Origin of the sequence: Streptomyces sp. XY431 (genome assembly GCF_001279805.1) — a bacterium.
Classification (GTDB): Bacteria; Actinomycetota; Actinomycetes; order Streptomycetales; family Streptomycetaceae; genus Kitasatospora; species Kitasatospora purpeofusca.
Genome location: NZ_LGDO01000256.1, coordinates 24,510 through 50,394 on the forward strand (window position 1 = coordinate 24,510; position 25,885 = coordinate 50,394).

The window sequence follows — 25,885 nt, forward strand, 5'->3', positions numbered from 1 at the left end:
GTCGATCACGGACGGGCCGACGCCCGTCACCGGATCCCCCGCCCTGCGGATCGAGCGACTGGAGGTCCGCTACGGCCGCACCCCTGTGCTCGGCGGGGTCGACCTGGAGGCACGCTCCGGAGAGATCCTGGGCCTCATCGGCGAGACCGGCTCCGGGAAGACCACGCTCGCCCGGGCCGTGGCCGGGCTCGCCCCCGTCACCGCCGGCCGGATCACGGTGGACGGCACCGACCGCACCACCCTGCGCGGCCGGTCCCTGCGGACGGCGCGGCGTGCCGGGACCGTCCAGTACATGTTCCAGGACCCGCTGCGTTCCCTCGACCCCGATCTGACGGTGGCCCGCCTCGTCGGCGAACCGCTCGCCGTGGCCGGCGTCCCCCGCGCCGAGCGCGGGCCGAGGGTGCGGGAGGCGCTCGACCGGGTCGGCCTGGACGCCGCGCTCGCCGCCCGCACCCCCGGCGCGCTGTCGGGCGGCCAGCGTCAGCGGGTCGCCCTGGCCCGGGCGATCGTCGGACGGCCCCGGCTGCTGCTGGCCGACGAACCGGCCAGCGCCCTGGACGCCTCCAACCGCAACCACGTGCTGCGCCTGCTGGACCGGCTCCGCCGCGAACTGGACCTGGCCGTCGTGGTGATCTCGCACGATCTCGACTCGCTGGCCGGGATCGCCGACCGGATCGCCGTGCTCTACCGGGGCCGGATCGTCGAGCAGGGCCCGGCGGAGGCGGTGCTGGACCGGCCGCTGCACCCGTACAGCGCGCTGCTGGCCGCCTCGGCGCCGGGCCCGGATCCCGCCCGGCGGACCGTGCTGCGGCTCCTGCGGGCGCCCGCCGGGGCCGCCGTCCCGGGTGGGGGTTGCGGATTCGCGCACCGGTGCCCGTTCGCGGACGCGGCCTGCGCGGCGGTGCCGGAGCTCGGCCCGGCCACCGGGGTCTCCACCACTGGTCAGGAGGCGCACGCCGCTGCCTGCCACCACAGCCCGGGCTGGCGGGCCCGGCTCCACCCGGGTGACGCCGTCCGCACCCCCGTCCCCGACGCGACCACTCCTTCGGAGCAGCCCCGATGACCCCGGCACCCGCACCGGCCGCCCTCGCCCGACCGGCACCCCCGCCGCCCGACCTCGACGGACTCCCCGCCCTGACCGCCGCCCTCGCGGAGCGGGCCGCCGAGCACGACCGGGACGCCACCTTCCCCACCGAGGGCATCGCGCTCGTCCACCGGGCCGGTCTGCTCACCGCGACCGTCGCCGAACGGCACGGCGGCCCCGGCCGCGGTCTCGCCGACACCGTCCGGATCCTACGCGCGCTCGGCGCGGGCGACCCGGCGGTCGCCCTGGTCACCGCGATGACCCTGTTCGTCCACGCCGCCGAGGCGCGCGAGGCCCACTGGCCGGCCGGTCCGCTGGCGCAGCTGCTCGCCGAGTCGGCCGAGCGTCCCACCCTGGTCAACCACGTCCGGGTGGAGCCGGAGCTCGGCACCCCCGTGCGCGGCGGGCTGCCGGCGACCGTGGCCGAACGGCGCGGCGACGAGTGGGAACTGACCGGGCGCAAGATCTTCTCCACCGGCGCGCCGGCGCTGCGCTGGCTGCTGGTGTGGGCCCGCACCGACGAACCCGAGCCCCGGGTCGGCTCGTTCCTGGTCCGCGGCGACCTGCCCGGCATCACCGTCGAGCCGACCTGGGACCACCTCGGCCTGCGGGCCAGCCGCAGCGACGATGTGCTGCTGGACGCGGTACGGGTCCCGCTCGACCACACCGCCCGGCTCGCCGCCCCCTCCCCGGAGGGCGGCCGGGACCCGGTCGGCGCCGCCTGGAACTCGCTCGGCCTGGCCGCCCTCTACCTGGGCGTCGCCCGTGCGGCGCAGTCCTGGCTCACCGCCTTCCTGCACGAGCGGACCCCGAGCGCCCTGGGCGCGCCCCTGGCCAGCCTGCCCCGCTTCCAGAGCGAACTCGGCCTGATCGACGTCGAACTCGGCGGCGCCGAGCGGCTGGTGGCCGCGCTGGCCGCGGCCGTCGACGCGGGCGAGCCGCCAGCCGTCGAGGAGGCGCCCGGCGCGAAGCTGCTCGGCACCCGCGCCGCCGTGGACTCCGTCCAGCGGGCCGTCGCCCTGGTCGGCAACCACGGCCTGACCCGGCACCACCCGCTCCAGCGGCACCTGCGCGACGTGCTGTGCGCCCGGGTGCACACCCCGCAGGACGACACCATCCTGCTCGCCCGGGGCCGGGCCGCCCTGCACCGCCGCCCGACAGTCGGCTGACCGACTCCTTCCTCCCTCTCCTTCCCTTCCTCCTCCCGATCCCCCGCGCCAAGACCCTTGCCAAGAAAGGCAGACCACCATGCCCGTCGAGTTCATCGGCATGATCTCCACCCACGACGTCTCCGAGACCCGCCCCGCGCACGGCCCGGTGGTCGACCCCGACTACACCCGCCGGTTCGCCCGGGCGCACGAGGAGGCCGGCTTCGACCGCATCCTGATCGCCCACTCCTCGGCCAGCCCCGACCCCAACCAGGTCGCCGCGTTCGCCGCCGCGAACACCGAGCGGCTGGGCCTGCTGATCGCGCACCGCCCCGGCTTCATCGCACCCACCGTCGCCGCCCGCACCTTCGCGACCCTGGACCAGTTCTCCGGCGGCCGGGTCGCCGTCCACATCATCACCGGCGGCCACGACGCCGAGCAGCGCCGCGACGGCGACTACCTCACCAAGGACGAGCGCTACGCCCGCACCGACGACTACCTGACCGTGCTCACCAAGGCCTGGACCGCCGGGGAGCCGTTCGACCACGAGGGCCCGTACTACCGCCTCGCCGACTTCAAGTCCGAGGTGCTGCCGGTCCAACGGCCGCGCATCCCACTGTTCTTCGGCGGCTCCTCCGAGGCCGCCTACCGGGTCGGCGGCAAGCACGCCGACACCTTCGCGCTGTGGGGCGAGCCGCTGGCCGAGACCGCCCAGCAGATCGCCTCCGTCCGGGCCGCCGCCACCGCCGCCGGGCGCACCGACCTCCAGGGCATCAGCGTGTCCTTCCGTCCGATCCTCGGCCGCACCGAGGAGGAGGCCTGGGACCGCGCCCACCGCATCCTGGCCACCATCAAGGAGCGCGACGACGTCTTCGGCGGACGCCGCCGGATCCTGCCGACCGGTCCCGGGGCCGCGCCGCAGAACGTCGGCTCCCAGCGCCTGCTGGCCGCCGCCGCCAAGGGCGACCGGCACGACCGCGCGCTGTGGACGGCCCCGGCCGCGGCGACCGGCGCCGCCGGGAACTCGACCGCCCTGGTCGGCACTCCGGAGACGGTCGCCCAGGCCCTGCTGGACTATGTCGACCTCGGCGCCACCACGCTGCTGATCCGCGGTTACGACCCGCTGGACGACGCCCTCGACTACGGCAAGGAGCTCATCCCGCTGGTGCGCCAGGAGGTCGCCCGCCGCGACGCCCGGGCGGCCCGGGAGGCCGAGGCTGCTGAGGCTGCTGGGGAGGCGCAGGTGCAGCAGACCGCACAGGCCGCCGTCGCGGTGTCCGGTGCGGCCCGATGACCACCTCCGTCACCGCCGCCGGGCCTGTCCCAGTCACCTGGGAGCCCGCCGCCGGCGTCACCGTGCGCGGCACCGTCCTGCTGCTTCCCGGCCGGGGCGAGCACCCGGGTGTGTACGCCCGCTTCGGCCGGCGGCTGGCCTTCGACGGCTACCGCGTGGTCGTCCCGGCAGTGCCTGCCGCGAGGTCCGCCCTGCCGGACCTGGCCGGTCAGGTCGCCGAGGCCCGCGCCGTCGCGCCGCCCGGCACGCCCGTGGTGCTGGCCGGCTCGGACACCGGCGCCCTGCTCGCGCTGGCCGCCGCCCGGCAGGCCGCACCCGACGGGCTGCTGCTCGTCGGCCTGCCCAGCACAGTTGCCGCACCCGAAGCCTCGGACACCGCCGACGGCTGGACGGACGAGCTCGGCGCCCGGACGTCCTGCCCGGCACACCGGGGCCTGCTGGCCGCCGACCCGGACTTCCGGCCCGGCGCGCTCGCCGAGGACGTCCCCGCCGACCTCGCCCGGGCGGCCGAGGACGCGGTCACCGAAGGCCCCGCCGACGGGGTGCCGGTCCTTGAACTGCCGGTGCTCGTGGTGCACGGGTCAGCCGACCCGGTGTCACCGCCCGCCACCGCACGGCGCTTCGCCGGGCGACTCGCCGCCGACCTCGTCCTGGTCGCCGACGGCCGGCACGACGCGCTCAACGACGCCGCCCACCGCAGCGTCGCCGCCGCCGTCGTCCAGTGGCTGGAACGCCTGCGGGGCGGCCCGCACCTGCCCGCCCAGATCGTCACCACCGACGCGGGCGGACGCACCCCCCACCCGCGCGCCCCGGAAGGAGACCCCGCATGACCACCCTCGACGAACGTCCCGTCCTCGCCGAACCACCTGCCCTCGCCGAACCGCCCGTCCTCGCCCAGCCGTCCGCGCTCGCCGGAGCCCACGGCGCCGACCTGCTCCGCAGCGCCCTGCGCCGGCACGCGGCCGGCGTCACGGTGATCACCGCGGCCGGGCCCGGCGGCCCCGTCGGCTTCACCGCCACCTCGTTCACCTCGGTCAGCCTGGACCCCGCCCTGGTGTCCTTCTACCTGTCGGCCACCGCCTCGGCCGCGCCCGCCGTACGGGAGGCCGAGGCCTTCACCGTGCACATCCTGCGCGACGACCAGCGGGAGCTGGCGAACCGCTTCGCCCGCAGCGGGATCGACCGCTTCGCCGGCACGGACTGGCACACCGGCCCGTACGGCACACCCGTCCTCGCCGGCGCCGCCGCCCGGCTCACGGCCCGCCCGTTCCTGCTCCAGCCGGTCGGCGACCACCTGCTGGTCGTCGGCGAGGTACTGGCCGTCGACACCACCGACGGCCCGCCGCTGGTCCACCACGACGGCGGCTACGGCGGGTTCGTCCCGGTGCGGGAGGGCTGAGCCGCCATGGCGCTGACCGCCCACTGGTTCCTGCCGACCACCGGGGACAGCCGGCACGTCGTCGGCGGCGGCCACGGCTCGACGCCCGGCACCGCCGGCACCGACCGGCCGCCGAGCATCGCCTACCTCGGCCAGATCGCGCGCAGCGCGGAACAGCTCGGCTTCACCGGGGCGCTGACGCCGACCGGCGCCTGGTGCGAGGACGCCTGGCTCACCACCGCGATGCTCACCCGGGAGACCGAGCGGCTGAAGTACCTGGTGGCCTTCCGACCCGGCCAGCTCAGCCCGACGCTGGCCGCCCAGATGGCCACCAGCTACCAGAACCAGTCGGGCGGCCGGCTGCTGCTCAACGTCGTCACCGGCGGCGAGTCCGCCGAGCAGCGCGCGTACGGGGACTTCCTCGACAAGGCGGGCCGCTACGCCCGCACCGGGGAGTTCCTGTCCATCACCGGCCGGCTCTGGCGCGGCGAACAGGTCGACCACCGCGGCACCCACCTCCGGGTGGAGGCCGCCCGGCTGACCCGGCTGCCGGAACCGGTGCCCGAGGTGTACTTCGGCGGCTCCTCGCCGGAGGCCGCCGAGGTCGCCGCCCGGCACGCCGACGTCTACCTCACCTGGGGCGAGCCGCCCGCCATGGTCGCCGAGAAGATCCGGCACGTCCGCGAGCTCGCCGCCCGGCACGGCCGCACACCGCGGTTCGGCATCCGGCTGCACGTCATCACCCGCGACAGCGCGCAGGCGGCGTGGGCGGAGGCCGGCCGCCTGCTCGCCGGCATGGACCCGGCGCGGATCGCCGAGACCCAGGCGGCACTGGCCCGCAGCGAGTCCGAGGGGCAGCGGCGGATGCGCCTGCTGCACGGCGGCTCGACCGACCGGCTGGAGGTCTCCCCCAACCTGTGGGCCGGGATCGGCCTGGTGCGCGGCGGCGCGGGCACCGCCCTCGTCGGCGACCACCGCGAGGTGGCGGACCGGATCGAGGAGTACCACCGGCTGGGCGTGGACGAGTTCATCCTCTCCGGCGCCCCGCACCTGGAGGGGGCGTACTGGGTCGGGGAGAACGTGCTGCCGATCCTCGCCGAGCGGGGGCTCTGGAAGCGCGAGGCCTGACGGCGGGGGCCGGCTCTGTCGGATCGTGTCCGGTCGGGCGGCGGGGTCGCACCCCGCCGACCGACCGACCCCTCGTCACCCCAGTCGCGCGTCGAACTCCAGCGATCCGACGAGCTCGCCGACGCGGTGCTCCGGCAGCCCCCGGGAGACGAACCAGGCGCCGACGTTGCGCACGTCCCGCTCCAGGAACGAGCGCCCGCGCGGGTTCGCGACGACGTCCACGATCTGCGGCACATCGATGATCACCAGCCGCCCTTCGTGGACCAGGATGTTGTACGCCGACAGGTCGCCGTGCGCGTACCCGTCACCGGCCAGCAGCGACAGGCTCCGGCCCAGCTGCTCCCACAGGTCCTCGACGTCCACCTCCTCCGCCCTCAGCTGCGCGAGCCGGGGCGCGGCGATGCCGCTCTCGTCGCCGACGAACTCCATCAGGATCTCCGTGCCCGTGATCTGCACCGGGTAGGGAACGGCCACCCCGGCCGACCACAGCCGGCACAGCGCGTTGAACTCGGCACCGGCCCACTGCGCGGCGATGGCCTCCTTGCCGAACGCGGTGCGCTTGGCCATCGCCCGGGCGATCCGGGACTCCTTGTGCCGACGCCCCTCCAGGTACCCGGAGTCCCGGTGGAACATCCGGTGCTGGGAGTCGCGGTAGCGCTTGGCCGCCATCAGCGTGCGGCGGTCCGTGCCCGGCACACCGCGCTCCAGGAGGAACACGTCCGCCTCCTTGCCGGTCTTCACCAGCCCGAGTTCGGTGTCCACGGCCGCGAGCTCGGTCACCACCCAGCCAGGGCGCGGCTCGGGCCCCTTCTCGGTGGGGGTGGACTGGTCCCACGTCGACCAGCGGTCGCCCCCGGCCGGGCCGCCGTCGGGATTGTCGTCGTAGCTGTCGTAGCTGTCGTCGTAGTTCTCGTACTCGCCGTCGTGGCTCTCGTACTCGCCGTCGAAGTCGGCGTACTCGTCACTGGCGACGGCGTAGGCCCCGTGGTCGTCGAACCGGAGCACGACCTCGGGCTCGTTGTCGTCGAACCGCTCGGACCGGCGGCCACGACGGGGTGCGCCCTTGGCGCGAATACGGGAGAAGGAATCGGTGTCGGTGCTGGAAAAGCGCTCACGCACTGTGGTGGCTCCTGGGGAACAGCCCACCGATGCGCCAGTTGCGAGGCGTCGTCAGCCGGTGGGCGAAAGACGAGAGGAAGAGGCGTATGGCGCGCACACCAAGGCGCGCCGCGACACGGCGGCGACCATCGAAACGCACCTCCTCTGCTTCTCCACGTCAGTCCCCACGCCACGGAAGCCCCGCGGCGAGAACGAATCAGAGCTTAGCGACTTCCAAGATCGGCGCAACCGAATTTCCCGCCCGCCCTCGCACTGCCCGCCCTCGCCATGGCCGACATGCCACGCCCGGCCCAAGGTCACCGACCGTTGCGGCACGGCGCGCGACAATGCGGGTCGTCGTACGAGCCCGGAGGGTCGAACCATGGTCGGTGCCGCGCAGTTCCACGCCTGGGACGTCCGGGAGTCCGGTCCGCCCGACGCCCCGCACCGGGTACTGCTCCTGCCCGGCGGGATGTGCGGCACGACCTTCTTCGCCGACCTGACGGCGGCCTCCGCACTCGCCGACGCACCGATCCGCCTGATCGCGGCGACCGTCCCCGGCCACGCCGGCACGATCGCGCCCGTGGACGTGTCGATCGAGAACTATGCGGCGATCACCGGCACCTTCGCGGCCGAACACGGCTGCACGACCGTGGTCGGCCACAGCATCGGCGCCAACATCGCCCTGGAGATGGTGGCCGGCGGACACTTCTCCGGACCGGTGGTGCTGCTCTCCCCCACGTTCTCAAGACCGGACGAGTCCACGGCGCTCGCGGTCGCCTCGGCACTCGGGCGGGTCCCGGGGCTCGGCGCCCTGGTCTGGCCGGTCATGCTGTGGCTGACGCCGAAGATCCTGGCCGAGGGTTTCCCGGAACCGCGCCGGGCGGAGCTGGTCGCCGATCTGAAGCGGAACTCCCCGTCGTTCTGCAACCGCGCCATCGCCGAGTACTTCGCCTACCTGGACCGCCACGGCCAACTGGTACCCCGGCTGTGCGAGTCCGGCGCCCGCGCCTGGGTGGTGCGCGGCGACCGGGACGAGGTAGGGCTCACCGACACCGAGCGCGCCGCCCTCGAAGCCTGCCCCTCAGCCACCCTGGTGGAGGTCCCTGACAGCGGGCACATGGTGATGCTGGAGCAGCCGGAGGTGGTGGCGCGCCTGATCGCCGACGTCGTCCTCGGCGGCGGAGCCGGCTGAGGGCGTTATTTCGGTGCGGACCGAAACCTCGACACCATAGGTTCTCCCGCATGAGCATCTCAGCGGCGGGCGTGGCCCCGAGGGACAGCAAGGCACTGGCAGCGGCCTCGACGACGGTGGTCCTGTGGGCATCCGCCTTCGTGGCGATCCGGAGCGCGAACGAGCACTTCGGGCCCGGATCCCTGGCCCTCGGCCGCCTGCTGGTGGGAACGGTCGCCCTGCTCGGCCTGCTGGCCTACCGCCGGGAGGGCCTGCCCCCGCGCGCGGCCTGGCCGGGCATCGCCGTCTCGGGCGTGCTCTGGTTCGGCCTCTACATGGTCGCCCTGAACTGGGGCGAGAAGGAGGTCGAGGCAGGCACGGCCGCGATGCTGATCGGCATCGGACCCGTCCTGATCGCCCTGCTGGGCGGCTGGCTGCTGCGCGAGGGCCTCCCGTCCAAGCTGCTCGCCGGCATGGCCGTCTCCCTGACCGGTGTGGTCGTCGTCGGCCTCTCCATGTCGGGCGGCGACGGCAGTTCGGTGACCGGCATCGGCCTGTGCCTGCTCGCGGCCGTGGCCTACGCGGCTGGCGTGGTGAGCCAGAAGCCCGCCCTGCGACACGCCAGCGCACTCCAGGTGACGACGTTCGGCTGCATGATCGGCGCGATCGCCTGCCTGCCCTTCGCCCCCCAGCTGGTGTCCGACCTGTCCGCCGCACCCGCGTCCGCGACCCTCAACGTGCTCTACCTCGGCCTCTTCCCGACCGCCCTGGCCTTCACCACCTGGGCCTACGCCCTCTCCCGCACCACCGCCGCCCGCATGGGCGCCACCACCTACTCCGTCCCGGCCCTCGTCGTCGCCATGGCCTGGCTCCTCCTCGGCGAAACCCCCGCCCTGCTGACCCTCGCCGGCGGCGCCCTCTGCCTGGCCGGCGTCGCCGTCACCCGCCGCACCTGACCGGGCCCCGCCTCAGAGCGGCACCCCGGTTTCGAGGTCGATCTCATTCCCCGCCGAGTCGATTTCCTGTCCTCGACTTCAACGATTCCCGAGAGGATCAGTGCTCGATCCGGATCAGATTCGGATCGAGCACCATCAATTTATTTGAACGACTAATCCTGAAGCCCTGTGAGGGAATCTGAGGCGTTCACTCTCATATTCCCGAGACATCCGCACCGGGGACCGTGCCCCGGCTCCGCATCACTCCGGGCGGGTGGTCTCCCGGGCGGTCCCCTCGGCGGCGGGGGCCACCGTGACGTTGAGGTGCTTCATGATCGGCTGGTCGCTCTGGGTGGAGTAGTCGCCGATCGCGCACAGCACGTTCATCTCCGGCATGTAGCCGGCCGCGCAGCCGCGGGGCAGGTCGTGGGGAACGGCGAGGTAGCCGTGCAGGGAGCGGGTGGAGCCGTCCCGGGCGGTGGCGGTGATGTCGACGGGGTCGAACTCGGCGAGGTGGCGTGCCCGCATGTCGTCCGGGTTCATGAAAATGAGCGTGCGCAGATTCTTGACGCCGCGGTAGCGGTCGTTGTCGGAGTAGATGGTGGTGTTCCACTGGTCGTGCGAGCGCATGGTGCCGAGCACCAGCGTGCCGGGCGCGGGCACGACGTCGGGCAGCGGGGCGGCGGAGAACTCGGCGCGGCCGGACGGGGTGAGGAAGACGAGTTCGCGGGCGGGCTGCTTGACCCGGAAGCCGAGCGGAAGCCGCACCCGCCGGTTGAAGTCCTCGAAGCCGTCCAGGACCTCGGCCATGGTGTCGCGGATCCGGTCGTAGTCCTCCACGTACCACTCCCACGGGGTGGCGCTGTCCGGCAGCGCGGCCCGGGCGAGGCCGGCGATGACGGCCGGCTCGGAGAGCAGGTGGCGGGAGGCCGGCTTCTTCTTCATCCCGACGGACAGGTGGACCATGCTCATGGAATCCTCCACCGAGGTGGCCTGGAGGCCGCCGCGCTGGTGGTCCTGCTCGGTGCGGCCCAGGCACGGCAGGATCAGCGCCCGCCGTCCGTGCACCAGGTGGCTGCGGTTCAGCTTGGTGGACACGTGGACCGTCAGCTCGCAGCGGCGCAGTGCGCGGTAGGTGTAGTCGGTGTCGGGTGCGGCGAGGGCGAAGTTGCCGCCCATGCCGACGAAGACCTTCACCTCGCCGCGGGCCATCGCCCCGATGGTGGCGACCGTGTCCTTGCCGTGCTCGCGCGGCGCGTCGATGCCGCAGACGGCGGAGAGGCGGTCCAGGAACTCGGGTGCGGGCCGGTGGTCGATGCCGCAGGTGCGGTTGCCCTGGACGTTGGAGTGCCCGCGCACCGGGGACGGGCCGGCGCCCTCGCGGCCGATGTTGCCCCGGAGCAGCAGGACGTTGACGATCTCCCGGATCGCGTCGACGCCGTGCTCGTGCTGGGTGACGCCGAGGCACCAGGAGAAGATCGACCGGTCCGCCTCCCGGTAGATCCGGGCGGCGTGCAGGATCTGCTCGCGGCTGAGGCCGCTCTGCCGTTCCAGTTCCTCCCAAGGTGTCCGCTCGCACAGGTCGCGGTAGGCGGCGAAGCCGGTGGTGTGCCGTTCGACGAACTGCGCGTCCAGCGCCTTCGGGTCCTGCGCGGTCTGCTCCAGGAGGGCCTTGGCGATACCGCGCAGCAGGGCCATGTCGCCGCCGATGCGGACCTGGAGGTTGAGGGTGCTGGTGCTCGTCGCCTTGAACAGGGCCATGTCGAGGAACTCGTGCGGCACGATGGTGCGGGTCGCGGCGGCCTCGACCAGCGGGTTGACGTGCACGATCCGCGCGCCGCGCCGGGTCGCGTCGGCCAGCGCGGTGAGCATCCGGGGCGCGTTGGACGCCGCGTTGACACCGAGGATGAACAACGCGTCCGCCATCTCCCAGTCCTTGAGGTCGGCGGTGCCCTTCCCGGTGCCGAGCGCGGCCTGCAGGGCGCGACCGGATGCCTCGTGGCACATGTTCGAGCAGTCGGGGAGGTTGTTGGTGCCGAGCTCGCGGGCCATCAGCTGGTACAGGAAGGTGGCCTCGTTGCCGAGCCGCCCCGAGGTGTAGAACGCGGCCTGGTTCGGGTCGGCCAGGGCGCGCACGCTCTCGCCGAACAGGTCGAAGGCCTGCTGCCAGTCGATCGGCACGTACCGGTCCGTGGCCTCGTCGTATACCATCGGCTCGGTGAGGCGGCCTTGGTCCTCCAGCGCGAAGTCGCTCCACCGCGACAGTTCGGTGACGGTGTGCGCGGCGAAGAACTCCCGGCCGACCCGTTTGCGGGTCATCTCCCAGGTGACGTGCTTGATGCCGTTCTCGCAGATGTCCAGGTGCAGGCCTTTGGTGTCGTCCGGCCAGGCGCAGCCCGGGCAGTCGAAGCCGCCGTTCTCGTGGTTCATCTTCAGGATCGCCCGCGGGCCGTCCAGCAGGGTCCGCTCGCGGACCAGGAACTCCGTCACGCTCCGTGCCGCACCCCAACCCGCCGCCGGATGGTGGTAGGGCGCGGCCTCCGGCCGCCGCGACGGCTCCGCGCCCACGCTCGGCTCCCGCTCCGCCACCGGGTCGGCACCGTCCTGGCCGGGCCTCCGGTCGTCAGCAGCGTTCACGGCACTCACCTTCCGCAGTCTGGCGTCGGGCGGCGGACGTCGGCCGGCGGACGCCGGGCGCCACCGGTTCGGCGTCCGTTCGGGGGACCCACGGCCTTCCGCCCCATTCAAGGAAGCCAGGTACGGCGGCATCCCGCATCCGGTGTCACTCCGGCGGCGGAGCCGGCGGGTCGCCGCCGGGGGCACGGGCACGGGCCGAACCGTGTGCCCGAACATCTGTTCGCGACGGCACGGCCTTGCCGAACCCGATTTCGCCATCGAAATGCTCAGGTCCTATCAGGCTTTCGACCGACCGTCGGGCAGCGGGGCACCACCATGGGATGCACGATGGAATTACATGACGCGGCCAACAGATTTCAAGATTCCTGCCGCACCAGGGGGCAGTCATGATGCACGGCGCAACGGTGAATATCATTCCGAGCTGGGATCCTCGGACGACCCAAGTCGATCTTCAATGGGACGACGCCAAGCTGTCGGATCCTCGACCGAGAGGCAAGTGGTGGGGACCTCTCGCATTTCTCGCGAGAACCTCCAGCAATGAGGGAGAATGGGAATGGGATACGGCCGCCAAGAACTTATTTCTGTGGGTTCCGGTCCCAGAATTGACCCATTCACGCTTGGTTGCCGGGCTCGACCAGTTCACATTTCCGATCACCAATGGAATGACGGGCAGTGGCTCACTGCAGCCTGGCCTGATACCAGTTACAACCTTGACTCTGACTTGGCAAACCATCTCACTCGGATGAGCCTGAGCGAGCGTTCCGGGCAGCCGAACCGCCGCAGACCGGTCACATTCAACCGGGCTCAACAGAGGGGCCTCGCGCTTTCACGGGTGGGCATGTCCGGGCCTTGATCAAATGAACCGCCCTGACCCGAAAGCCCCGGCCACCCGAGGACGCCCCCCCGCCGGACCTCACCGGACACCGACGGCGACGAGGTCCGTGGCGAGGGTGACGGCGGGGCCCCGGCGGCGAGGCGGAGGTGTCGTGCGGCGTTCAGCCGGACGCGGCGAGGCTCTTCTCGAACGCGGCCAGGTAGTTGGGCAGGTGGTGGTCCCTGATGGCGTCCGTCTCGGGGGCCGGCCGGTCGGTGACGAAGCCCTTGGCCCGGTCCTTCAGCCCCGCCACGAGCGGCATGGACTCGTGGAGGCGGCCGTCCACGTCGAAGTAGCGCAGTGCCTCGACATGGGTGAAGAACGGTCCGGGCGGCAGGTGGGGGACGATGTCGTTGTTGTTGACGAAGCGGTAGCAGCGCTTCCGGAAGGCCGCGTTGTGGGCGTCGGCGAGCAGGCGCTCGCACGTGCGGGGCTGGCCGAAGGTGTAGATGCCGTCCGGCAGGAGCTGCGGCTCCTCGAAGTAGAACCTGCTGCCGGCCAGCATCGCGAGCGCGCCGCCGAGGCTGTGTCCGGTGAACCAGACGCTCTGGTTCCCGGTGCGCAGTTCCTTCACGGTGTCGCGGATCCCGGGGTAGACGGACTGCAGTGCCTGGTGGAAGCCGTAGTGCACGAAGCCCTTGTTCGCCGGGCCGGGGACCGGCGGGGTGTTCACGTCGGTGAGCCAGTCGTAGATCTTGAGCACCTCGGTACCCCGGAACCCGACGACGATCATGCGGTCACCGGCCATGACGTAGGCCTGGGTGTCCTCGATCGGGAACGGCATGGCGTGCTTGGACTCGAAGTGCCTGACCTCCTGGAAGCCCCACGCCCGCGCCTGTTCCTCGATGGCCTCACGGTCCAGCGGCGCCAGGCCCGCCGCGCGCGCCATCCAGTAGGCGTGGTGCAGGGAGTAGCGGGTCGTCGAATGGTCCAGCGCGGGAACGGCCATCGGTGTCCTCCGGGAGGGTCTGGGCGGGAGCACCCAGCACCATAGGCCCGTGGACGAACGACAGGCCCGGGACGCGCCGGGCCCCGGCCCGGGCCGTCGGGAAGGTCGGTTCAGGTGAAGTTCCCGTCCCACGGCCGGGGCCTCCGGAGGCAGCGGGAAGCCTCGTGCGTGACGGCCGCTCGTCCCGAGCCGCCGCACCGACCGCATCGAGGAGAGTCCCCCATGCGTGTGCTCCCACGCTCCGCCGCGCTCGCGGCCACCGCCGTGTCCGTGGCCGCCCTGGTCGGCCCCGTTCCCGCCGCCACCTCCGCCTCCGCCGCAGCCCCGGCGCCCCCGGCGGGCCGGTACCTGAACCTGCACCAGTGCGTCTACCACGGCCCGTTCCTGCCGACCAGCTTCGACCTCATGACCACCCTCGTCCCGAGCCGGGACGGCCGGTTCACTGCCGGCACGGACATCTCCGACACCCCCGTGCCCGCGGCCGTGTGCGGCCCGGGCGACGGGACCTACGAGCCCAGTGTCTACACGGCCGCCGAGGGCTACGACCTGACCACCGGGCGCTACCTCAACCTGCACCAGTGCGTCTTCTGGAGCGACTACGACCAGGACCACCTCACCACGACGGTCGGGACCACCGACGTCAAGTTCGTCGCCGGTACCAACGTCTCCAACACCCGCGACACCGACCCCTTCTGCGGCGGCGGGGGGACGGACCACCCCATCCCGTTGCTGTCGAGCGCCACGCCACTGGACCTGACCGCCGGCCGGTACCTGAACCTGCACCAGTGCATGTACTACTACGAGGGCTTCCGCGACCACTTCACCACCTTCGCCCCGAGCAGGGACGGGCGCTTCAAGGCCGGGACCAACATCTCCAACACCCCCGACACCCAGCCCTCCTGCGGTGCCGGGGACGGCAATTTCCAGCTCGTCCCGCTCCTCTCCGGCGTCAAGGCCCTCCGGATCGGCTGAGCGCGGGCGGCGCCGACGCCGGCCGGGTCGACGCGCCGGGTCGACGCCGCTACTGCCGCTGGTCCGCGGTGGCGGCGCTCGCGACCGCGTCGGCGACGGTGGCCCGGTACAGGCCCAGCTTGGGCGCCCGGACCTTCGCACCGGGGCCGAGCGGGAAGTTCCGGGTCTCACCGGTCGGCATGTGGTCACCGTCGGCCAGCACGTTCAGCTCGTCGACCCCGGCCGTGGTCGCGGCGGATCCGCCGCCGGGGTTGAGGTCGATCACCGCGTACGCCGTCCGCCCGGCGCCGACCGGGTACGCGGGCGGGCCGCCCAGCCCGCCCGGGACCAGCGGCCTGAGGTCCTTGCTGCGGTCGGCGGCGTGCGAGTCGCCCACGCTGACCAGCGGGAAGTAGCTCAGGCCGCAGGAGCGCGCGCCCTGGTTGCGCACCTCGATCACCCGCTGGCTCGGCGCCTCGGGGCGGGCGGTCACCCGGATGGTGAGGTCCTTGGTGTCACAGGGGTGGGTGTAGGCGTAGGAATCGTCGGCACCTCCGCCGGCGGGCGTGGCCGCCGCACCGGTCGGCGGCGCGTCCGCCGTGGGCACCGTCGGCGTCGTGGTCTTCGGCGCCGAGGTCGGGGCGCTGGCCGAAGCGCTGGCCGGGGCGCCGGTCGGTGTCGCGACCGCCGGTGTTCCGGTCGCGGCCTGCGTCGGTCCCGGGCCGCTCGGGTCGTCGGGTCCGCAGCCGCTCACGGCGAGGAGGACGCCGACGAGCGCGGCCGGAACGAGCAGAGTACGGCGAGCCGACATGGCAGATCCCCCGAGGACGAAGTACGGACGAGCGGGGCCTCCCGGCACCGCCGTCGGAACCCCGCCGGACAGTACTGCGGCCCGCTCCCCGCCCGGCCCGACGCCCCTGCACTCCCGATCCGGCCCGCCGGAGCCGACTCCACCCCGCCCGACCTGCGAGAACGCTTCCCCTCGACACAGCCGGACGGGGTCTCCCGGCACCGCCCGCCCTACCGCTCTGCCCCGTCCGCCCCCGTCGTTCTGCCCCTCCAGCGCTCCGGAACTGCCCGTCCGGCACCCGTCGCGGCGCCGGGTCAGCCGACCTCCAGCAGTACCGCCGGCAGTTCACCCTCGACCACCGCGGCGCGCGGAAGAGCGAGCCCGAAGGAGCGGGCGAGCACACCCAGGCTGGTGCGGTGGAGGTCGTCCCGCCCGCGCTCCGGGTCGGGCAGCCCCGCCTCGGCCAGGGCCGCCGTCACCGCGGCGGCGGTCGCCGGCTCACCCTCGACCGCGGCCGAGCCCCAGCTGCCGTCCAGGTGCAGGTTGAAGGAACACAGCGGTCGGCCGTCCCGCCAGGCGGAGAAGAACGGCGGCACGGGCTTGCCGTTCGCCTCCTCGAACTCCAGGTGGAACACCTCGGCGCCGTCGCGCGACACGGCCGGCCCGACGGCCAACTCTCCTTGCCAGTAGCCGTACGCGACGGCGAAGGCGAGGTCGCCGATCCGCCCGTGGCGCAGCGCGATGTCCTCGGAGTCGCTCGCGAACTCCAGCTCGTACTCCTCCGTCAAGTCCTCGCCGGTGTACGGGCCGAGCGGCCTGGCCACGACCGCGGGCCCGGCCGCCGCGGCGATCCGGTCCACCAACTCCTCCGACGCCAGTCCCCGGGCCAGGACCACGCTGTACCCGCCGTAGGCGATCGACTGCGGCTCCGCGAGCCAGGTCAGGCCGTCCGTCATATCCGTCGTTGTCGTCATGGTGATCATCCTGCCCCAGGACCGACCTCCCCCGGGGCGGACCGGACGATCCGTGCGGAAGGGGCACCGTTTGCGCATGGTGGGATGTCGTGGCCATGCAGACAAGGAGCCCGCGTGCTCGCATCCTCTCCACCACGGTGACCTTGCGGATGAAGAGAATCACGACAACCATCGCCCTCCTCCTCGGAGTTGGGGCCGCCATAACGACCGCACCCCCAGCGGATCCTTCCTCTCCCGCCAGGCCGGTCCCTTCAATCCGCCCGCACTGCAGGGCCGCATCCTCTACTGACAGTGATGGTGTTCGTGATGACGCTGCGGGCGGGCCTGACCCGGCCGGCCGAGACGGCCTGCGCCGCGGCCGGCACAACGGTCGGCGCCCGGGCGGAAACGCCGTTGCGCATACACCCGGCCCCCGTGGCACCCTGACCGGGTGTCGAAGACATTTCACCCCGCAGGCCTCACCTGGGACGAGGTCGACCCGGCCGACCACCCCTTCGATCCCGCCTCGGCGGCGCGCGTGGTCCGCTCCCTCGGCCCGGCGCAACAGGTACCCTCCCGGCCGGACCCCGATTTCGATCCGACCCGGGTCAACTGGGCCTGGGACGTGGCCAAGCCGTGGTCCGATGCCATGACGCACGTGCTGGTGCAGCGCTACGGCCGATGGGCGGCGGGGTGGCGCTGGTCGGTCGGCGAGGGGGACGTCGACGGGGGGCCGGTCGGAAGCTGGTGCTGCGGCTCGCACTCGATCACCACCCCGGAGGAGACCGCCGACCACGTCGTCGCGGCACTGTGCGAGTGGCGCGAGTGGCTGGAGGACCTCGCCGAGCGGTTCGAGGCCTACCCGCTGAATCCGGAGACCCTGGTGGCGGACCGAATCCTGTGGGAGCGCGCCGCCCGGAACCTGATCCTGCGGGTGGCCGATCGCACGGGCGCCGAAAGCGGCTGGTACGGGCACTGCCTGCAGGTCCTGGGCTGGTTCCTCGGCTACTGGGGTGTCTCCCCCGAGTCGGCCGCGCGGCTGGTGCGGCAGGCGGTCGGCGGTCGATTCGAGAGCTGGACCTCGCCGGACACCGTCCTGGCGGAGGACATCGCCGAGAAACTGGTCGGCCCGTTGCGCCCGCAGGACACCCGCTGGTCGCCGCCGGACCCCGGCCCTCTCCCGGACCACCTGGAGCGCTGGATCGAAGTGCGCGACAGCGTGCCGTGGCCGGAGAGCGACGGCAGTGACGACGGTGGACCGGTGACTCCCGCCCGGGACGGGGCCGCGGAGGACTTCCGCTCCTTCGACGCCGTCGTGGATCCCGCTCGCGGCGCCGGCCTGCTCGCCGCACTGGAGCTGGTTCGGGCCGACGCGGCACGCGGAGCGGCCCTCGACTTCGAGCTGCTGCGAGGCTGGCAGCAGCACGTCCTGGGTACTTCCGAACCCCCGCGGCTGCGCACCCTCCCCGCCTTCGCCAAGGGCGGCGGCGAGCGCTACGGCATCGGCCCCGACACCCGCGCCCGGCTCGACGCCTGCCTGGCGCAGGCGGCCGACGGCCGGCTCTCCCTGGCCGCGAGGGCGGCCCGGGCCCACCTCGATGTCTGCTTCTTCCACCCGTTCGACGACGGCAACGCCCGCGCCGCCCTGCTCACCCTGCTGTTCGTGCTGGCCCGCGCAGAGGTCACCCTCGACTCAGTTGTGCTCGTCCGCCGGTTCGGGCACCGGGCCGACGATCCGCAGGACGCGCTCGGCCTGTGCGGTTCCGTCGAGTACCACATCGGGCAGAGCCGCACCGCCGCCCGGTGACCGCCCGGGCGGCGGTGCGGCCTCAACGCTCCGGTGTCTGCTTCCTCGCGCGGTAGGCACGCTTTTTGGCGAGGGCGCCGCAGGTCTTCATCGAGCACCATCGGCGGGCGCTCGCGCGGGAGGTGTCGACGAAGGGGACTTCGCAGTCGGGGTTCCCGCAGAGGCGGACGTGGGCTCGGTGCTCCGAGGCGCAGAGTGCGATCAAGTCCCTGGCGACCATGGACAGTACCGCCGCGATCCCGTCGCCGCGCCAGCACACCGTGGTGGCGTCGGGGGCGAGTTCGGGTGTCGAGGGCGGCTCGGCGGCGGCGCGGTTGACGAGCGCGATGTCCTCCAGGGCCGGCGGGACAGCTTCCGCGAGGGCCCGGCCGGTGCGGTGGATCGCCTCGCGGAGGTGTCGCGCCCGCTCCAGGTCGGCCGCGGTGCAGGGCGGTGCGGCCGTGGTGCAGCCGCTCTCCACCGACCAGCGGCTCAAGTCCTCGGGCCGGGCCAGCCGTTCGAAGGGCGTGCCGGTGCCGCGGTCGGCCAGGGTGCCGGCGAAGGCGAAGCACAGCCGCGCGTCGTCGAAGCGGAAGTCGGCCTTGGCGCGCTGACGCCCCTCCCGGGTTCCGTCCGTAACGCCCGTACTGCCCGTACTGCCCGTACCGCCCGTGTCCGCGCCGCCCGCGCCGACCGGTGCTGCGTCCTTCAGCTCACCCTTCATGTCCACCACTCTATGCGGTTGACATTGTTCCGAACAAGCGGCTAGCTTCCAGGTCCACCGCTTGAACCGGTGGACTTCGCGTGACGGCTCCCCGCTCCACGCGTCTTCACCCCGCAGCACGAGGAGGCCGCGCCATGCGCGCCGCAGTCATCGAGGAACTCCACCGCCCGCTCGTCCTCCAGGACGTGCCCGACCCCGTCTGCCCGCCGGACGGGGCGATCGTGCGGGTCGGGGCGAACGGCATCTGCCGGACCGACTGGGCCCTGTGGGCCGGGCAGTTCTGGACCGGCGGACCGCGGGTCCAGGCCCCGTTCGTGCTCGGACACGAGTTCGCCGGCACCGTGGTGGAGGTCGGCCGCGACGTCCGGGGGTGGCAGGAGGGAGCCCGCGTGATCTTCCCGATGAACCCCGGCGAGGGCTCCTGCGGGCTGTGCCGCAGCGGCAACCAGCACGTCTGCGAACATGTGGACTCCCTGGTGCCCGGGGTCTCGTACTGGGGCGCCTTCGCCGAGTACGTCATGGTCCGCTTCGCCGACGTCAACCTGGTCGAGGTGCCCGAGGGCGTCGGCTTCACCGACGTCGCCGCGCTGGCCTGCCGCTACATGACGGCCTTCCACGGGGTCGTCGACCAGGCGCGGGTCCGCGGCGGCGAGTGGGTCGCGGTCTACGGCGCCGGGGGCGGCACGGGGCTGTCGACGGTGGAGATCGCCGCGGCGACGGGCGCCAACGTCATCGCGATCGACATCACGGACGACAAGCTGGACGCCGCCCGCGCGCTCGGCGCGGTCCACACCGTGAACGCCGCCGCGACCGACCCCGTCGAGGCCGTGAAGACCCTGACCGGCGGCGGCGCCCATGTGTCGGTCGACGCCGTGGGCATCGCCGCCGCCTGCCGCAACTCGGTGCTGTCCCTGCGCACCCGCGGCCGCCACCTCCAGCTCGGGCACACCACCGCCGCGGAGCAGGGCGACGTCGCCCTGCCGATCGACGTCATGATGGTCAAGGAGCTGGAGTTCCTGAGCGCATTCGGCATGCAGGGCCAGCGCTTCGGCACCATGCTGAACATGATCGCCGCTGGCCGGCTCAGCCCCGGCCGGATCGTCTCGCGCACCGTCGGCCTCCACGAGGCGAGCGAGGTCCTGGAGTCCCTGGAGACGTACGGGCCCACCGGTGTCGTCGTCATCGACTCGTTCCGCGCCTGATCCGTCTCCCCCGATGCACCCTCCCTCCCCGAAAGCAGGCACGACCATGGCCGATTCGCGCACGCCCGACACCTGCATCCCTGCAACCCGCAGGCCCGATTCCCGTCGGCTGATGGACCAGGAGCTGGGCCTGGCCCTCGACGCGGTCCCCATGACCCCGAACGGCGCGTTCGACCTGACCGACCTGGCCACCACGCGCGCGGCCTTCCGCGCCCAGGCCGAATCCGCCGCCGACAGCTCGCCGGCGGACCCGTCGGTCACCGTCGAGGAACTCCTCGCGAGCCGAGCCGACGGAACGGGCCGAGCGGGCCGGGCGGACGGCCCGGACGGCCACGAGGTGCAGGTGCCGGTCCGCCTGCTGCGCCCCACCACCGCGACCGGACCGCTGCCGGTACTGGTCTGGTTCCACGGTGGCGGCCAAGTGCTCGGCTTCGCCGCCCAGGACGAGCCGTGGCTCACCAAGCTGGCGGCGAGCCTCGGCTGCGCCGTCGCCGCCGTCGACTACCGGCTCGCCCCGGAGACGCCCGCCCCCGGCGCCGCCGAGGACGGCTTCACCGCCTACCAGTGGCTCTGCCGGGAGGCGGAGGCCCTGGGCCTGGACGGCAGCCGCATCGGCATCGCCGGCCAGAGCGGCGGCGGCGGGATCGCGGCGGCCACGGCCCTGATGGTCCGCGACCGCGGCGGCGTGGCACCACTGTTCCAGTCCCTGACGTATCCCATGCTCGACGACCGCAACCAGACCGCGTCGAGCCACGAGATCACCGACATCGGGATCTGGGACCGCTCGACCAACCTGCTGGCCTGGCAGGCGATCCTGGGCGACCGCGCCGGCACCGAGGACGTCTGCCCGTACGCGGCCCCCGCCCGCGCCGCCGACCTCGCCGACCTGCCACCCACCTTCATCACCGTCGGCGACCTCGACTGCTTCCGGGACGAGGACCTCGACTACGCGGCCCGGCTGCGCGCCCAGGGCGTCCCGGTCGAGCTCCACCTCTACCCCGGCGCCTACCACGCGTTCGACCTCATCGCCCCCGGCTCCCGGCTGGCCGCCGCCTTCCACCGGACCTGGTTCGACTACCTCGCCCGCCAGTTCGGCTCCGCACCGGTCCCGGCCTGACACCGCGACCGCGCGCCGGGGGCCACCGCGCACGGCCCCCGGCCGACGGGTACGGAAAAACGGGTACCGGCGTGGCGATGAGTTTTCCGGGCCCGGCCGGTCTACATCTCGAAGGGACAACCACGCACTCCGGGAGTAGAGACATGGGAATCGTCCAGATCGAACTGTTCGCCACCCTCGACCTCGTCGCACAGGCACCCGGCGGACCGGACGAGGACCCGGCGGGGTTCCCGTTCGGGGGCTGGCAGGCGCCCCTGCTGAACGAGGTCACCGGGGCACAGATCCTCGCCGCGTACGAGGGCACGGACGCCCTGCTGCTCGGCCGGCGGACGTACGACATCTTCGCCGCGTACTGGCCGCACCAGAAGGACGGCGAGATCGCCGAGCTGTTCAACCGCGTCCCGAAGTACGTGGCCTCCCGCGGCAAGCCGGAGCTCCCGTGGGACGGCTCCACGCAGCTCGGCCCGGACCTGGCCGCCGCCGTGCGCGAGATCCGCGACCGGCACGAGAACGTGAAGGTCGTCGGCAGCCTGGACCTGGTGCAGACGCTGCTGCGGGAGAGGCTCTTCGACCGCCTCGACCTGTGGGTGCACCCGATCGTGCTCGGCGTCGGGAAGAAGGTGTTCGACGGCGGCGCCGTGCCCATGAACCTCGCCCTCCTCGAACCGCCGGCCGCCGGTCCGGAGGGCACCGTGTACCTGCGCTACGCCCGCACCGACGGCATCCCCGCGACGGGCGACATGAGCGCACCGGACCGCGGCCTCGGCCGCGACGGCAACGGCAACGGCCGGTGATCTGAGATGGCCACCGTCGCCGTCCGTGGCACCGTCCTGGGCATCGAGTCCTTCGGTGACCACGACGCACCGCTCGTCCTGCTCGCGGGCGGGCCGACCATGCTCTCCTGGCCCGACGCGCTCTGCGAACGCCTCGCCGCCGGCGGGCGCCGGGTGGTGCGCTACGACCTGCGCGACAGCGGGGAGTCGGCGACGGTGGACCCGCAGGCGCCCGCCTACACCCTGCGCGACCTCGCCGCCGACGCCGCCGCCCTCGCCCGCGCGCTGGGCGGGGCACCCGCGCACCTCGCGGGGACCGGCGTCGGCGGGATGGTCGCCCAGGTCGCGGCCCTCGACCACCCCGACGCGTTCTCCGCCCTCACCCTGGCCGGCACCCGCCCGGTCGCTCCCGGCCCGCCCGACGAGGACCTCCCCGACCACGACCGGGCGACCATGGGCCGATTGTTCGCCCGTCCAATGCCCGACTGGACCGACCGGGAGGCGGTCGCGGAGTTCGCCGCCACCGGCGCCGGCATCCGCGGCGACGACCCCGCCGCCGCGCGCGAGCAGGCCGCGCGGATCTGGGACCGCACCCCCGGCACCGCGCCCCCGGTCCAGCTGGCCAACCAGCTGGGCACCGTGTTCACCCGGCTCGACTGCCGACCCCGCTGGCGCGAACGCCTGCCCACGATCGACCTCCCCGCACTCGTCGTCCACGGCCGCCGCGACCCGCTCTTCCCCCTCGGCAACGGCGAGGCCCTGGCCCGCGAGATCCCCGGCGCACGCCTCCTCGTGCTCGAACACGCCGCCATCGGGATCCCCGACGCGGCGACGGACGCGGTCGCCGAGGCGATGCTCGGCCTCGGACGGCCGACCCCGGCGCGAAGGTGAAGAGAGGAACTCACCGACCGGCCGTGGTGATCGCCGGCGCCCCGGAGGCGGAAGAATGGACCGGGTGACCAGCACCCAGCCCCTCCCCCGGGGCCTCACCTCCCTGATCCCCGACGCCCGCACCCGGGCCACCCCCGGCGAGCGCGCCGCCTCCCAGCTCCTCCACCTGCGCGAGGCCACCGTGCCGGTCCCGCTCCTCGCCGCGGCCGCCGAGCTGATCACACCGCAGCTCACGGACCCCGACCCGGCCACCCAGGAGGCGGCCGCCACCGTCCACGCACTCCTGCTCGCCGCCATCGAGGACGCCGCCCCCGACCGCTGAGTGGTCGACTTCGGAGGTTCTTCGGGGGTCGATCATGCGGTGAGGTCAGCTCCGGCAGCCGGACCTGAGCCGAAAAGGAGTCGCGTTCTCGGCGATGCGGCCTTAGCGTGCGCCGCGTGGACGTTGAAGATCCCAAAGAGGTGGTCCGGCGGGGGTACGACCTGCTCTCGGAACACTATGAGCGGACATTCGGCAGCGAGACGAAGTACGGACCGTGGATCGAGGAGTTGCTCGGCCGACTGCCGGCGGCAGGCACCGTCCTGGACATCGGGTGCGGCACCGGTGTCCCTGCGGCCCGGTCCTTGATCACAGCTGGTCACCGCGTGACGGGCGTCGACATCAGTGAGGTCCAGATCCGCAGGGCCCGCGAACTCGTGCCGGGCGCCGACTTCATCCGGGCTGACGCCACGACCTTGGAGTTCCCCGAAGAGAGCTTCGACGCCGTGGTCTGTCTGTACGCCCTGATCCATATTCCGGTGGAGGAACAGCCTGCCCTACTCGGTCGGATCGCTTCCTGGCTGCGGCCCGGGGGCTGGTTTCTGGCCACCACCGGGCATCGGGCCTGGACCGGGACCGATGAGAATTGGCTCGGTGGCGGGGCGGCGATGTGGTGGAGTCACGCGGACGCCGCGACGAACCGCTCATGGCTCGTGCGAGCCGGCCTCGACGTGGTTCACGAAGAGTTCGTGCCCGAGGGCGACAACGGCCATGTCCTGTTCTGGGCTCGGCGGCGGCACTCCTCGGGATGACAGTGACGGGAAGGAGTGGGGCGTCGTGGCAGCCCCGATCGTGCGAGGTTCCGGACCGGCGCACGGCCTGACGCCTTGCTCGCCAGCTGGAGCCCTATGTCCTGCGACTCCGGGGTCACCGAGGTCGCTCGTAGGCGCTCAGGGGTGGTGTGACGGCCGGTCGCTGCCGGCGCTGTCCTGCGGGTGGTAGAGCTCCTGGGCGCGGGCCAGGTCGACGGGCCCGTCCTGGTACAGGTGCAGGAAGAAGCCCAGCTGCCACGCCTGCGTACTGCCGGCCTGGCGGTTGGGAGGGGTCACCCAGGGCGGGTAGATGCGAAAGGCTCGTTTCCCACCTGAACCGTTCGACGATACGACGCCGTGCCGGCGGAGCGCGTCCTTGGGAAAGACGAACTGACCGAAGTGGTGATCGTCGCGGGTGCTGATGACAAAGAGGTCGACGGGGTCCGTGGCATCGAACGGCTGGATGGGTCCGGCCGGGGACCTCTTCCAGACCGTGACGAACTGGCCCGCCTTGGTGGGGGTCGTCCTGGCGGCGCGAAACCGAACAGCGAGGCCGTCGAGGGTGAACTCGTAGGCGGCGTACTCGGCGCTCTCGGCTTCAGGGACCGGCTGCGAGCAGGAGAATCCGCAGCGGTCGTAGACGAGCGCCTTCGCCGCGACGAGATCCTCGTGGGCCGGGGCGGCGCCCAGCCAGGGTTCCGGGCAAAGATCGGCCGGGTGCTCGCGGTCCATGGTCATTTGCCCACTCTGTCAGCCGGTCAGCGGTCCCCAGGTGTCGGGGTCGAGCTCGGGACCGTACGGGTTGATCAGCATCTCGACAGTGGCCCCGGGAGTCACCCGGCGGGCGAGCGTACGGTCGCCCGGCAGCTCGAACAACTCGTCGGGCAGTTGCGGAAGGACCGTGTTCCCGATCGTCGTGGCGAAGGCCAGCGGGCCGAACGGCGTGTCGATGGACGGTTCGACGGCGGACCGCGGGCTGGTGCGCGGGACGGTGGGGAGCAGCACCGCCCCAGCGTACTGCGGTGTGACCTGCCAGGATCCGCCGGACCGAACCCGGCCGGGGACGCCGCTGCGGCCCCCCGAGTCCGGGCGGCCGGCGGTGGCGCGATGGGTGCTCAGAGACTGCGGGCGGCGATGTCGCCGAAGGAGGTGGTCGCGGTGAGGGCCAGGCGGGCGGCGGTGTCCTGGGTGTCGCTCAGGGTGTTGAGGATCCGGCCGTAGGAGGTGGTCGCCTTCAGGGTGGCGCAGGTGCCGCGGGCGGCGGCGACCGTGATGTCGCCGTGCCCGGTGCGCAGGTCGATCGCGCCGCCGGTGGCCTCGGCGACGGTGAGGTCGCCCTTCCGGGTGGTGATCCGGGCCGGGCCGGAGAGGCGGCCGAGGTGGATGTCGCCGGACCTGACGGTGAGGTGGGCGCCCACGCTCTCCTCCAGGTCGACCGTCCCCCGTTCGCCCTCGAAGGTGACCTCGCCCAGGCGCCCGACGCCGCGCAGCTCGCCGAGCGCGGCCCTGACCTGGACCCGGGAGCCGGACGGGAGCCGGACGGTCACCCGGATGCGGCCCGGGTCGCCGAGGTCCCGGTGCGGCGCCTCCGGGGCCGTGATGCGCAGCAGGCCGTCGGCGCAGGTGACCCGGACCCGCTCGGCGGCCAGCACGTCGTGGCTCTCCGACGCGTCGGCGGGCAGGACCTCGACGGTGGTGTCGGCCCGGTCGGCGGCGACGAACCGCACCGAGGCGGCCGGGAGGTCGACGGCGGCGGTGACCGGGGCGGGGGTGTCGAACTTCAGCATGGTGCTCTCTCCTGCGCTGGGGCCCGTTCGTTTCCGGAATCGCGAACGCCGTGCCGACTTCGTATTCCTGGCGATCGGTTCGGAACGGGAGCGGTCGAACTGTTGCAATGGGCGAGGTGGACGCCTGCGCATGCCGCCCGC

At 73.1% G+C, this 25,885-nt stretch carries 25 protein-coding genes; 16 read left to right on the forward strand and 9 right to left on the reverse strand.

Annotated elements, in window-relative coordinates; translation table 11 throughout:
- The first annotated feature begins 4 nt into the window (after positions 1-4).
- The 6 genes from ADK60_RS22720 (at position 5) to ADK60_RS22745 (ending at position 6,032) form a co-directional block, all read left to right on the forward strand.
- Positions 5-1,063, forward strand: a complete 1,059-nt coding sequence (locus tag ADK60_RS22720; RefSeq protein ID WP_079008626.1) for an ABC transporter ATP-binding protein — start codon at positions 5-7, stop codon at positions 1,061-1,063.
- Positions 1,060-2,253, forward strand: coding sequence for an acyl-CoA dehydrogenase family protein (locus ADK60_RS22725; RefSeq protein WP_053648496.1), 1,194 nt, complete (start codon positions 1,060-1,062; stop codon positions 2,251-2,253). Before ADK60_RS22720 ends, ADK60_RS22725 begins: the two co-directional genes overlap by 4 nt.
- 79 nt (positions 2,254-2,332) lie before the next feature.
- A complete protein-coding gene (locus ADK60_RS22730) occupies positions 2,333-3,526 on the forward strand; it encodes an LLM class flavin-dependent oxidoreductase (protein WP_053648498.1) in 1,194 nt (397 codons plus the stop codon).
- Positions 3,523-4,356, forward strand: a complete 834-nt coding sequence (locus ADK60_RS22735; RefSeq protein ID WP_053648500.1) for an alpha/beta hydrolase — start codon at positions 3,523-3,525, stop codon at positions 4,354-4,356. The genes ADK60_RS22730 and ADK60_RS22735 overlap by 4 nt, the downstream gene beginning before the upstream one ends.
- Positions 4,353-4,925: a flavin reductase family protein gene (locus ADK60_RS22740; protein ID WP_079008625.1), complete on the forward strand. Its 573-nt coding sequence runs from the start codon at positions 4,353-4,355 to the stop codon at positions 4,923-4,925. The genes ADK60_RS22735 and ADK60_RS22740 overlap by 4 nt, the downstream gene beginning before the upstream one ends.
- A gap of 6 nt (positions 4,926-4,931) precedes the next feature.
- Positions 4,932-6,032: an LLM class flavin-dependent oxidoreductase gene (locus tag ADK60_RS22745; protein WP_053648502.1), complete on the forward strand. Its 1,101-nt coding sequence runs from the start codon at positions 4,932-4,934 to the stop codon at positions 6,030-6,032.
- A 75-nt stretch (positions 6,033-6,107) separates the two neighbouring features.
- On the opposite strand, the gene ADK60_RS22750 is transcribed toward ADK60_RS22745, so the two are convergent.
- Positions 6,108-7,151: a serine protein kinase RIO gene (locus ADK60_RS22750; RefSeq protein WP_053648504.1), complete on the reverse strand. Its 1,044-nt coding sequence runs from the start codon at positions 7,149-7,151 to the stop codon at positions 6,108-6,110.
- A 361-nt stretch (positions 7,152-7,512) separates the two neighbouring features.
- Here ADK60_RS22750 and ADK60_RS22755 point away from each other — a divergent pair, with 361 nt between their 5' ends.
- On the forward strand, positions 7,513-8,325 hold the full coding sequence (locus ADK60_RS22755; protein WP_053648506.1) for an alpha/beta fold hydrolase: 813 nt from the start codon (positions 7,513-7,515) through the stop codon (positions 8,323-8,325).
- Positions 8,326-8,375: 50 nt separating this feature from the next.
- Positions 8,376-9,260: a DMT family transporter gene (locus ADK60_RS22760; protein WP_053648508.1), complete on the forward strand. Its 885-nt coding sequence runs from the start codon at positions 8,376-8,378 to the stop codon at positions 9,258-9,260.
- A gap of 240 nt (positions 9,261-9,500) precedes the next feature.
- Here ADK60_RS22760 and ADK60_RS22765 read toward each other — a convergent pair whose 3' ends face one another.
- Positions 9,501-11,828: an FdhF/YdeP family oxidoreductase gene (locus tag ADK60_RS22765; protein WP_079008628.1), complete on the reverse strand. Its 2,328-nt coding sequence runs from the start codon at positions 11,826-11,828 to the stop codon at positions 9,501-9,503.
- Positions 11,829-12,871: 1,043 nt separating this feature from the next.
- Entirely contained in the window at positions 12,872-13,699 is an 828-nt protein-coding gene (locus tag ADK60_RS22770; RefSeq protein ID WP_053648513.1) for a lipase family protein, read from the reverse strand.
- Positions 13,700-13,921: 222 nt separating this feature from the next.
- Between ADK60_RS22770 and ADK60_RS22775 the strand changes: the two genes are divergently transcribed.
- A complete protein-coding gene (locus tag ADK60_RS22775) occupies positions 13,922-14,671 on the forward strand; it encodes a hypothetical protein (protein ID WP_053648515.1) in 750 nt (249 codons plus the stop codon).
- 49 nt (positions 14,672-14,720) lie between these two features.
- On the opposite strand, the gene ADK60_RS22780 is transcribed toward ADK60_RS22775, so the two are convergent.
- A complete protein-coding gene (locus ADK60_RS22780) occupies positions 14,721-15,461 on the reverse strand; it encodes a DUF4232 domain-containing protein (RefSeq protein WP_053648517.1) in 741 nt (246 codons plus the stop codon).
- Positions 15,462-15,754: 293 nt separating this feature from the next.
- Positions 15,755-16,414: a hypothetical protein gene (locus tag ADK60_RS22785; RefSeq protein ID WP_159400531.1), complete on the reverse strand. Its 660-nt coding sequence runs from the start codon at positions 16,412-16,414 to the stop codon at positions 15,755-15,757.
- 430 nt (positions 16,415-16,844) lie between these two features.
- Between ADK60_RS22785 and ADK60_RS22790 the strand changes: the two genes are divergently transcribed.
- A complete protein-coding gene (locus ADK60_RS22790) occupies positions 16,845-18,200 on the forward strand; it encodes a Fic family protein (RefSeq protein WP_053648521.1) in 1,356 nt (451 codons plus the stop codon).
- A gap of 22 nt (positions 18,201-18,222) precedes the next feature.
- Here ADK60_RS22790 and ADK60_RS22795 read toward each other — a convergent pair whose 3' ends face one another.
- On the reverse strand, positions 18,223-18,903 hold the full coding sequence (locus ADK60_RS22795; RefSeq protein WP_053648523.1) for a CGNR zinc finger domain-containing protein: 681 nt from the start codon (positions 18,901-18,903) through the stop codon (positions 18,223-18,225).
- Between the two features lie 134 nt (positions 18,904-19,037).
- Between ADK60_RS22795 and ADK60_RS22800 the strand changes: the two genes are divergently transcribed.
- The 6 genes from ADK60_RS22800 (at position 19,038) to ADK60_RS22825 (ending at position 23,957) form a co-directional block, all read left to right on the forward strand.
- Positions 19,038-20,105, forward strand: a complete 1,068-nt coding sequence (locus ADK60_RS22800) for an alcohol dehydrogenase catalytic domain-containing protein (RefSeq protein ID WP_053648525.1) — start codon at positions 19,038-19,040, stop codon at positions 20,103-20,105.
- A 112-nt stretch (positions 20,106-20,217) separates the two neighbouring features.
- The gene (locus ADK60_RS22805; RefSeq protein ID WP_053648527.1) at positions 20,218-21,222 is read left to right on the forward strand and encodes an alpha/beta hydrolase; all 1,005 of its coding nucleotides are present in this window, start codon (positions 20,218-20,220) and stop codon (positions 21,220-21,222) included.
- A gap of 143 nt (positions 21,223-21,365) precedes the next feature.
- The gene (locus ADK60_RS22810) at positions 21,366-22,016 is read left to right on the forward strand and encodes a dihydrofolate reductase family protein (protein ID WP_053648530.1); all 651 of its coding nucleotides are present in this window, start codon (positions 21,366-21,368) and stop codon (positions 22,014-22,016) included.
- Between the two features lie 6 nt (positions 22,017-22,022).
- The gene (locus ADK60_RS22815; protein WP_053648533.1) at positions 22,023-22,886 is read left to right on the forward strand and encodes an alpha/beta fold hydrolase; all 864 of its coding nucleotides are present in this window, start codon (positions 22,023-22,025) and stop codon (positions 22,884-22,886) included.
- Between the two features lie 64 nt (positions 22,887-22,950).
- Positions 22,951-23,208: a hypothetical protein gene (locus ADK60_RS22820; RefSeq protein ID WP_159400532.1), complete on the forward strand. Its 258-nt coding sequence runs from the start codon at positions 22,951-22,953 to the stop codon at positions 23,206-23,208.
- Between the two features lie 116 nt (positions 23,209-23,324).
- Entirely contained in the window at positions 23,325-23,957 is a 633-nt protein-coding gene (locus ADK60_RS22825; protein ID WP_053648554.1) for a class I SAM-dependent methyltransferase, read from the forward strand.
- Between the two features lie 138 nt (positions 23,958-24,095).
- Here the strand turns inward: ADK60_RS22825 and ADK60_RS22830 are convergent, their stop codons facing one another.
- The 3 genes from ADK60_RS22830 to ADK60_RS22840 all read right to left on the reverse strand — a co-directional run bounded on the left by ADK60_RS22830 (position 24,096) and on the right by ADK60_RS22840 (position 25,744).
- Positions 24,096-24,689: a MepB family protein gene (locus ADK60_RS22830; protein ID WP_053648556.1), complete on the reverse strand. Its 594-nt coding sequence runs from the start codon at positions 24,687-24,689 to the stop codon at positions 24,096-24,098.
- Between the two features lie 18 nt (positions 24,690-24,707).
- Positions 24,708-24,962 (reverse strand): hypothetical protein, encoded by a 255-nt coding sequence (locus tag ADK60_RS22835; protein ID WP_053648537.1) that lies wholly within the window; start codon positions 24,960-24,962, stop codon positions 24,708-24,710.
- 110 nt (positions 24,963-25,072) lie between these two features.
- Positions 25,073-25,744: a DUF4097 family beta strand repeat-containing protein gene (locus ADK60_RS22840; protein WP_053648540.1), complete on the reverse strand. Its 672-nt coding sequence runs from the start codon at positions 25,742-25,744 to the stop codon at positions 25,073-25,075.
- Positions 25,745-25,885: the final 141 nt, after the last annotated feature.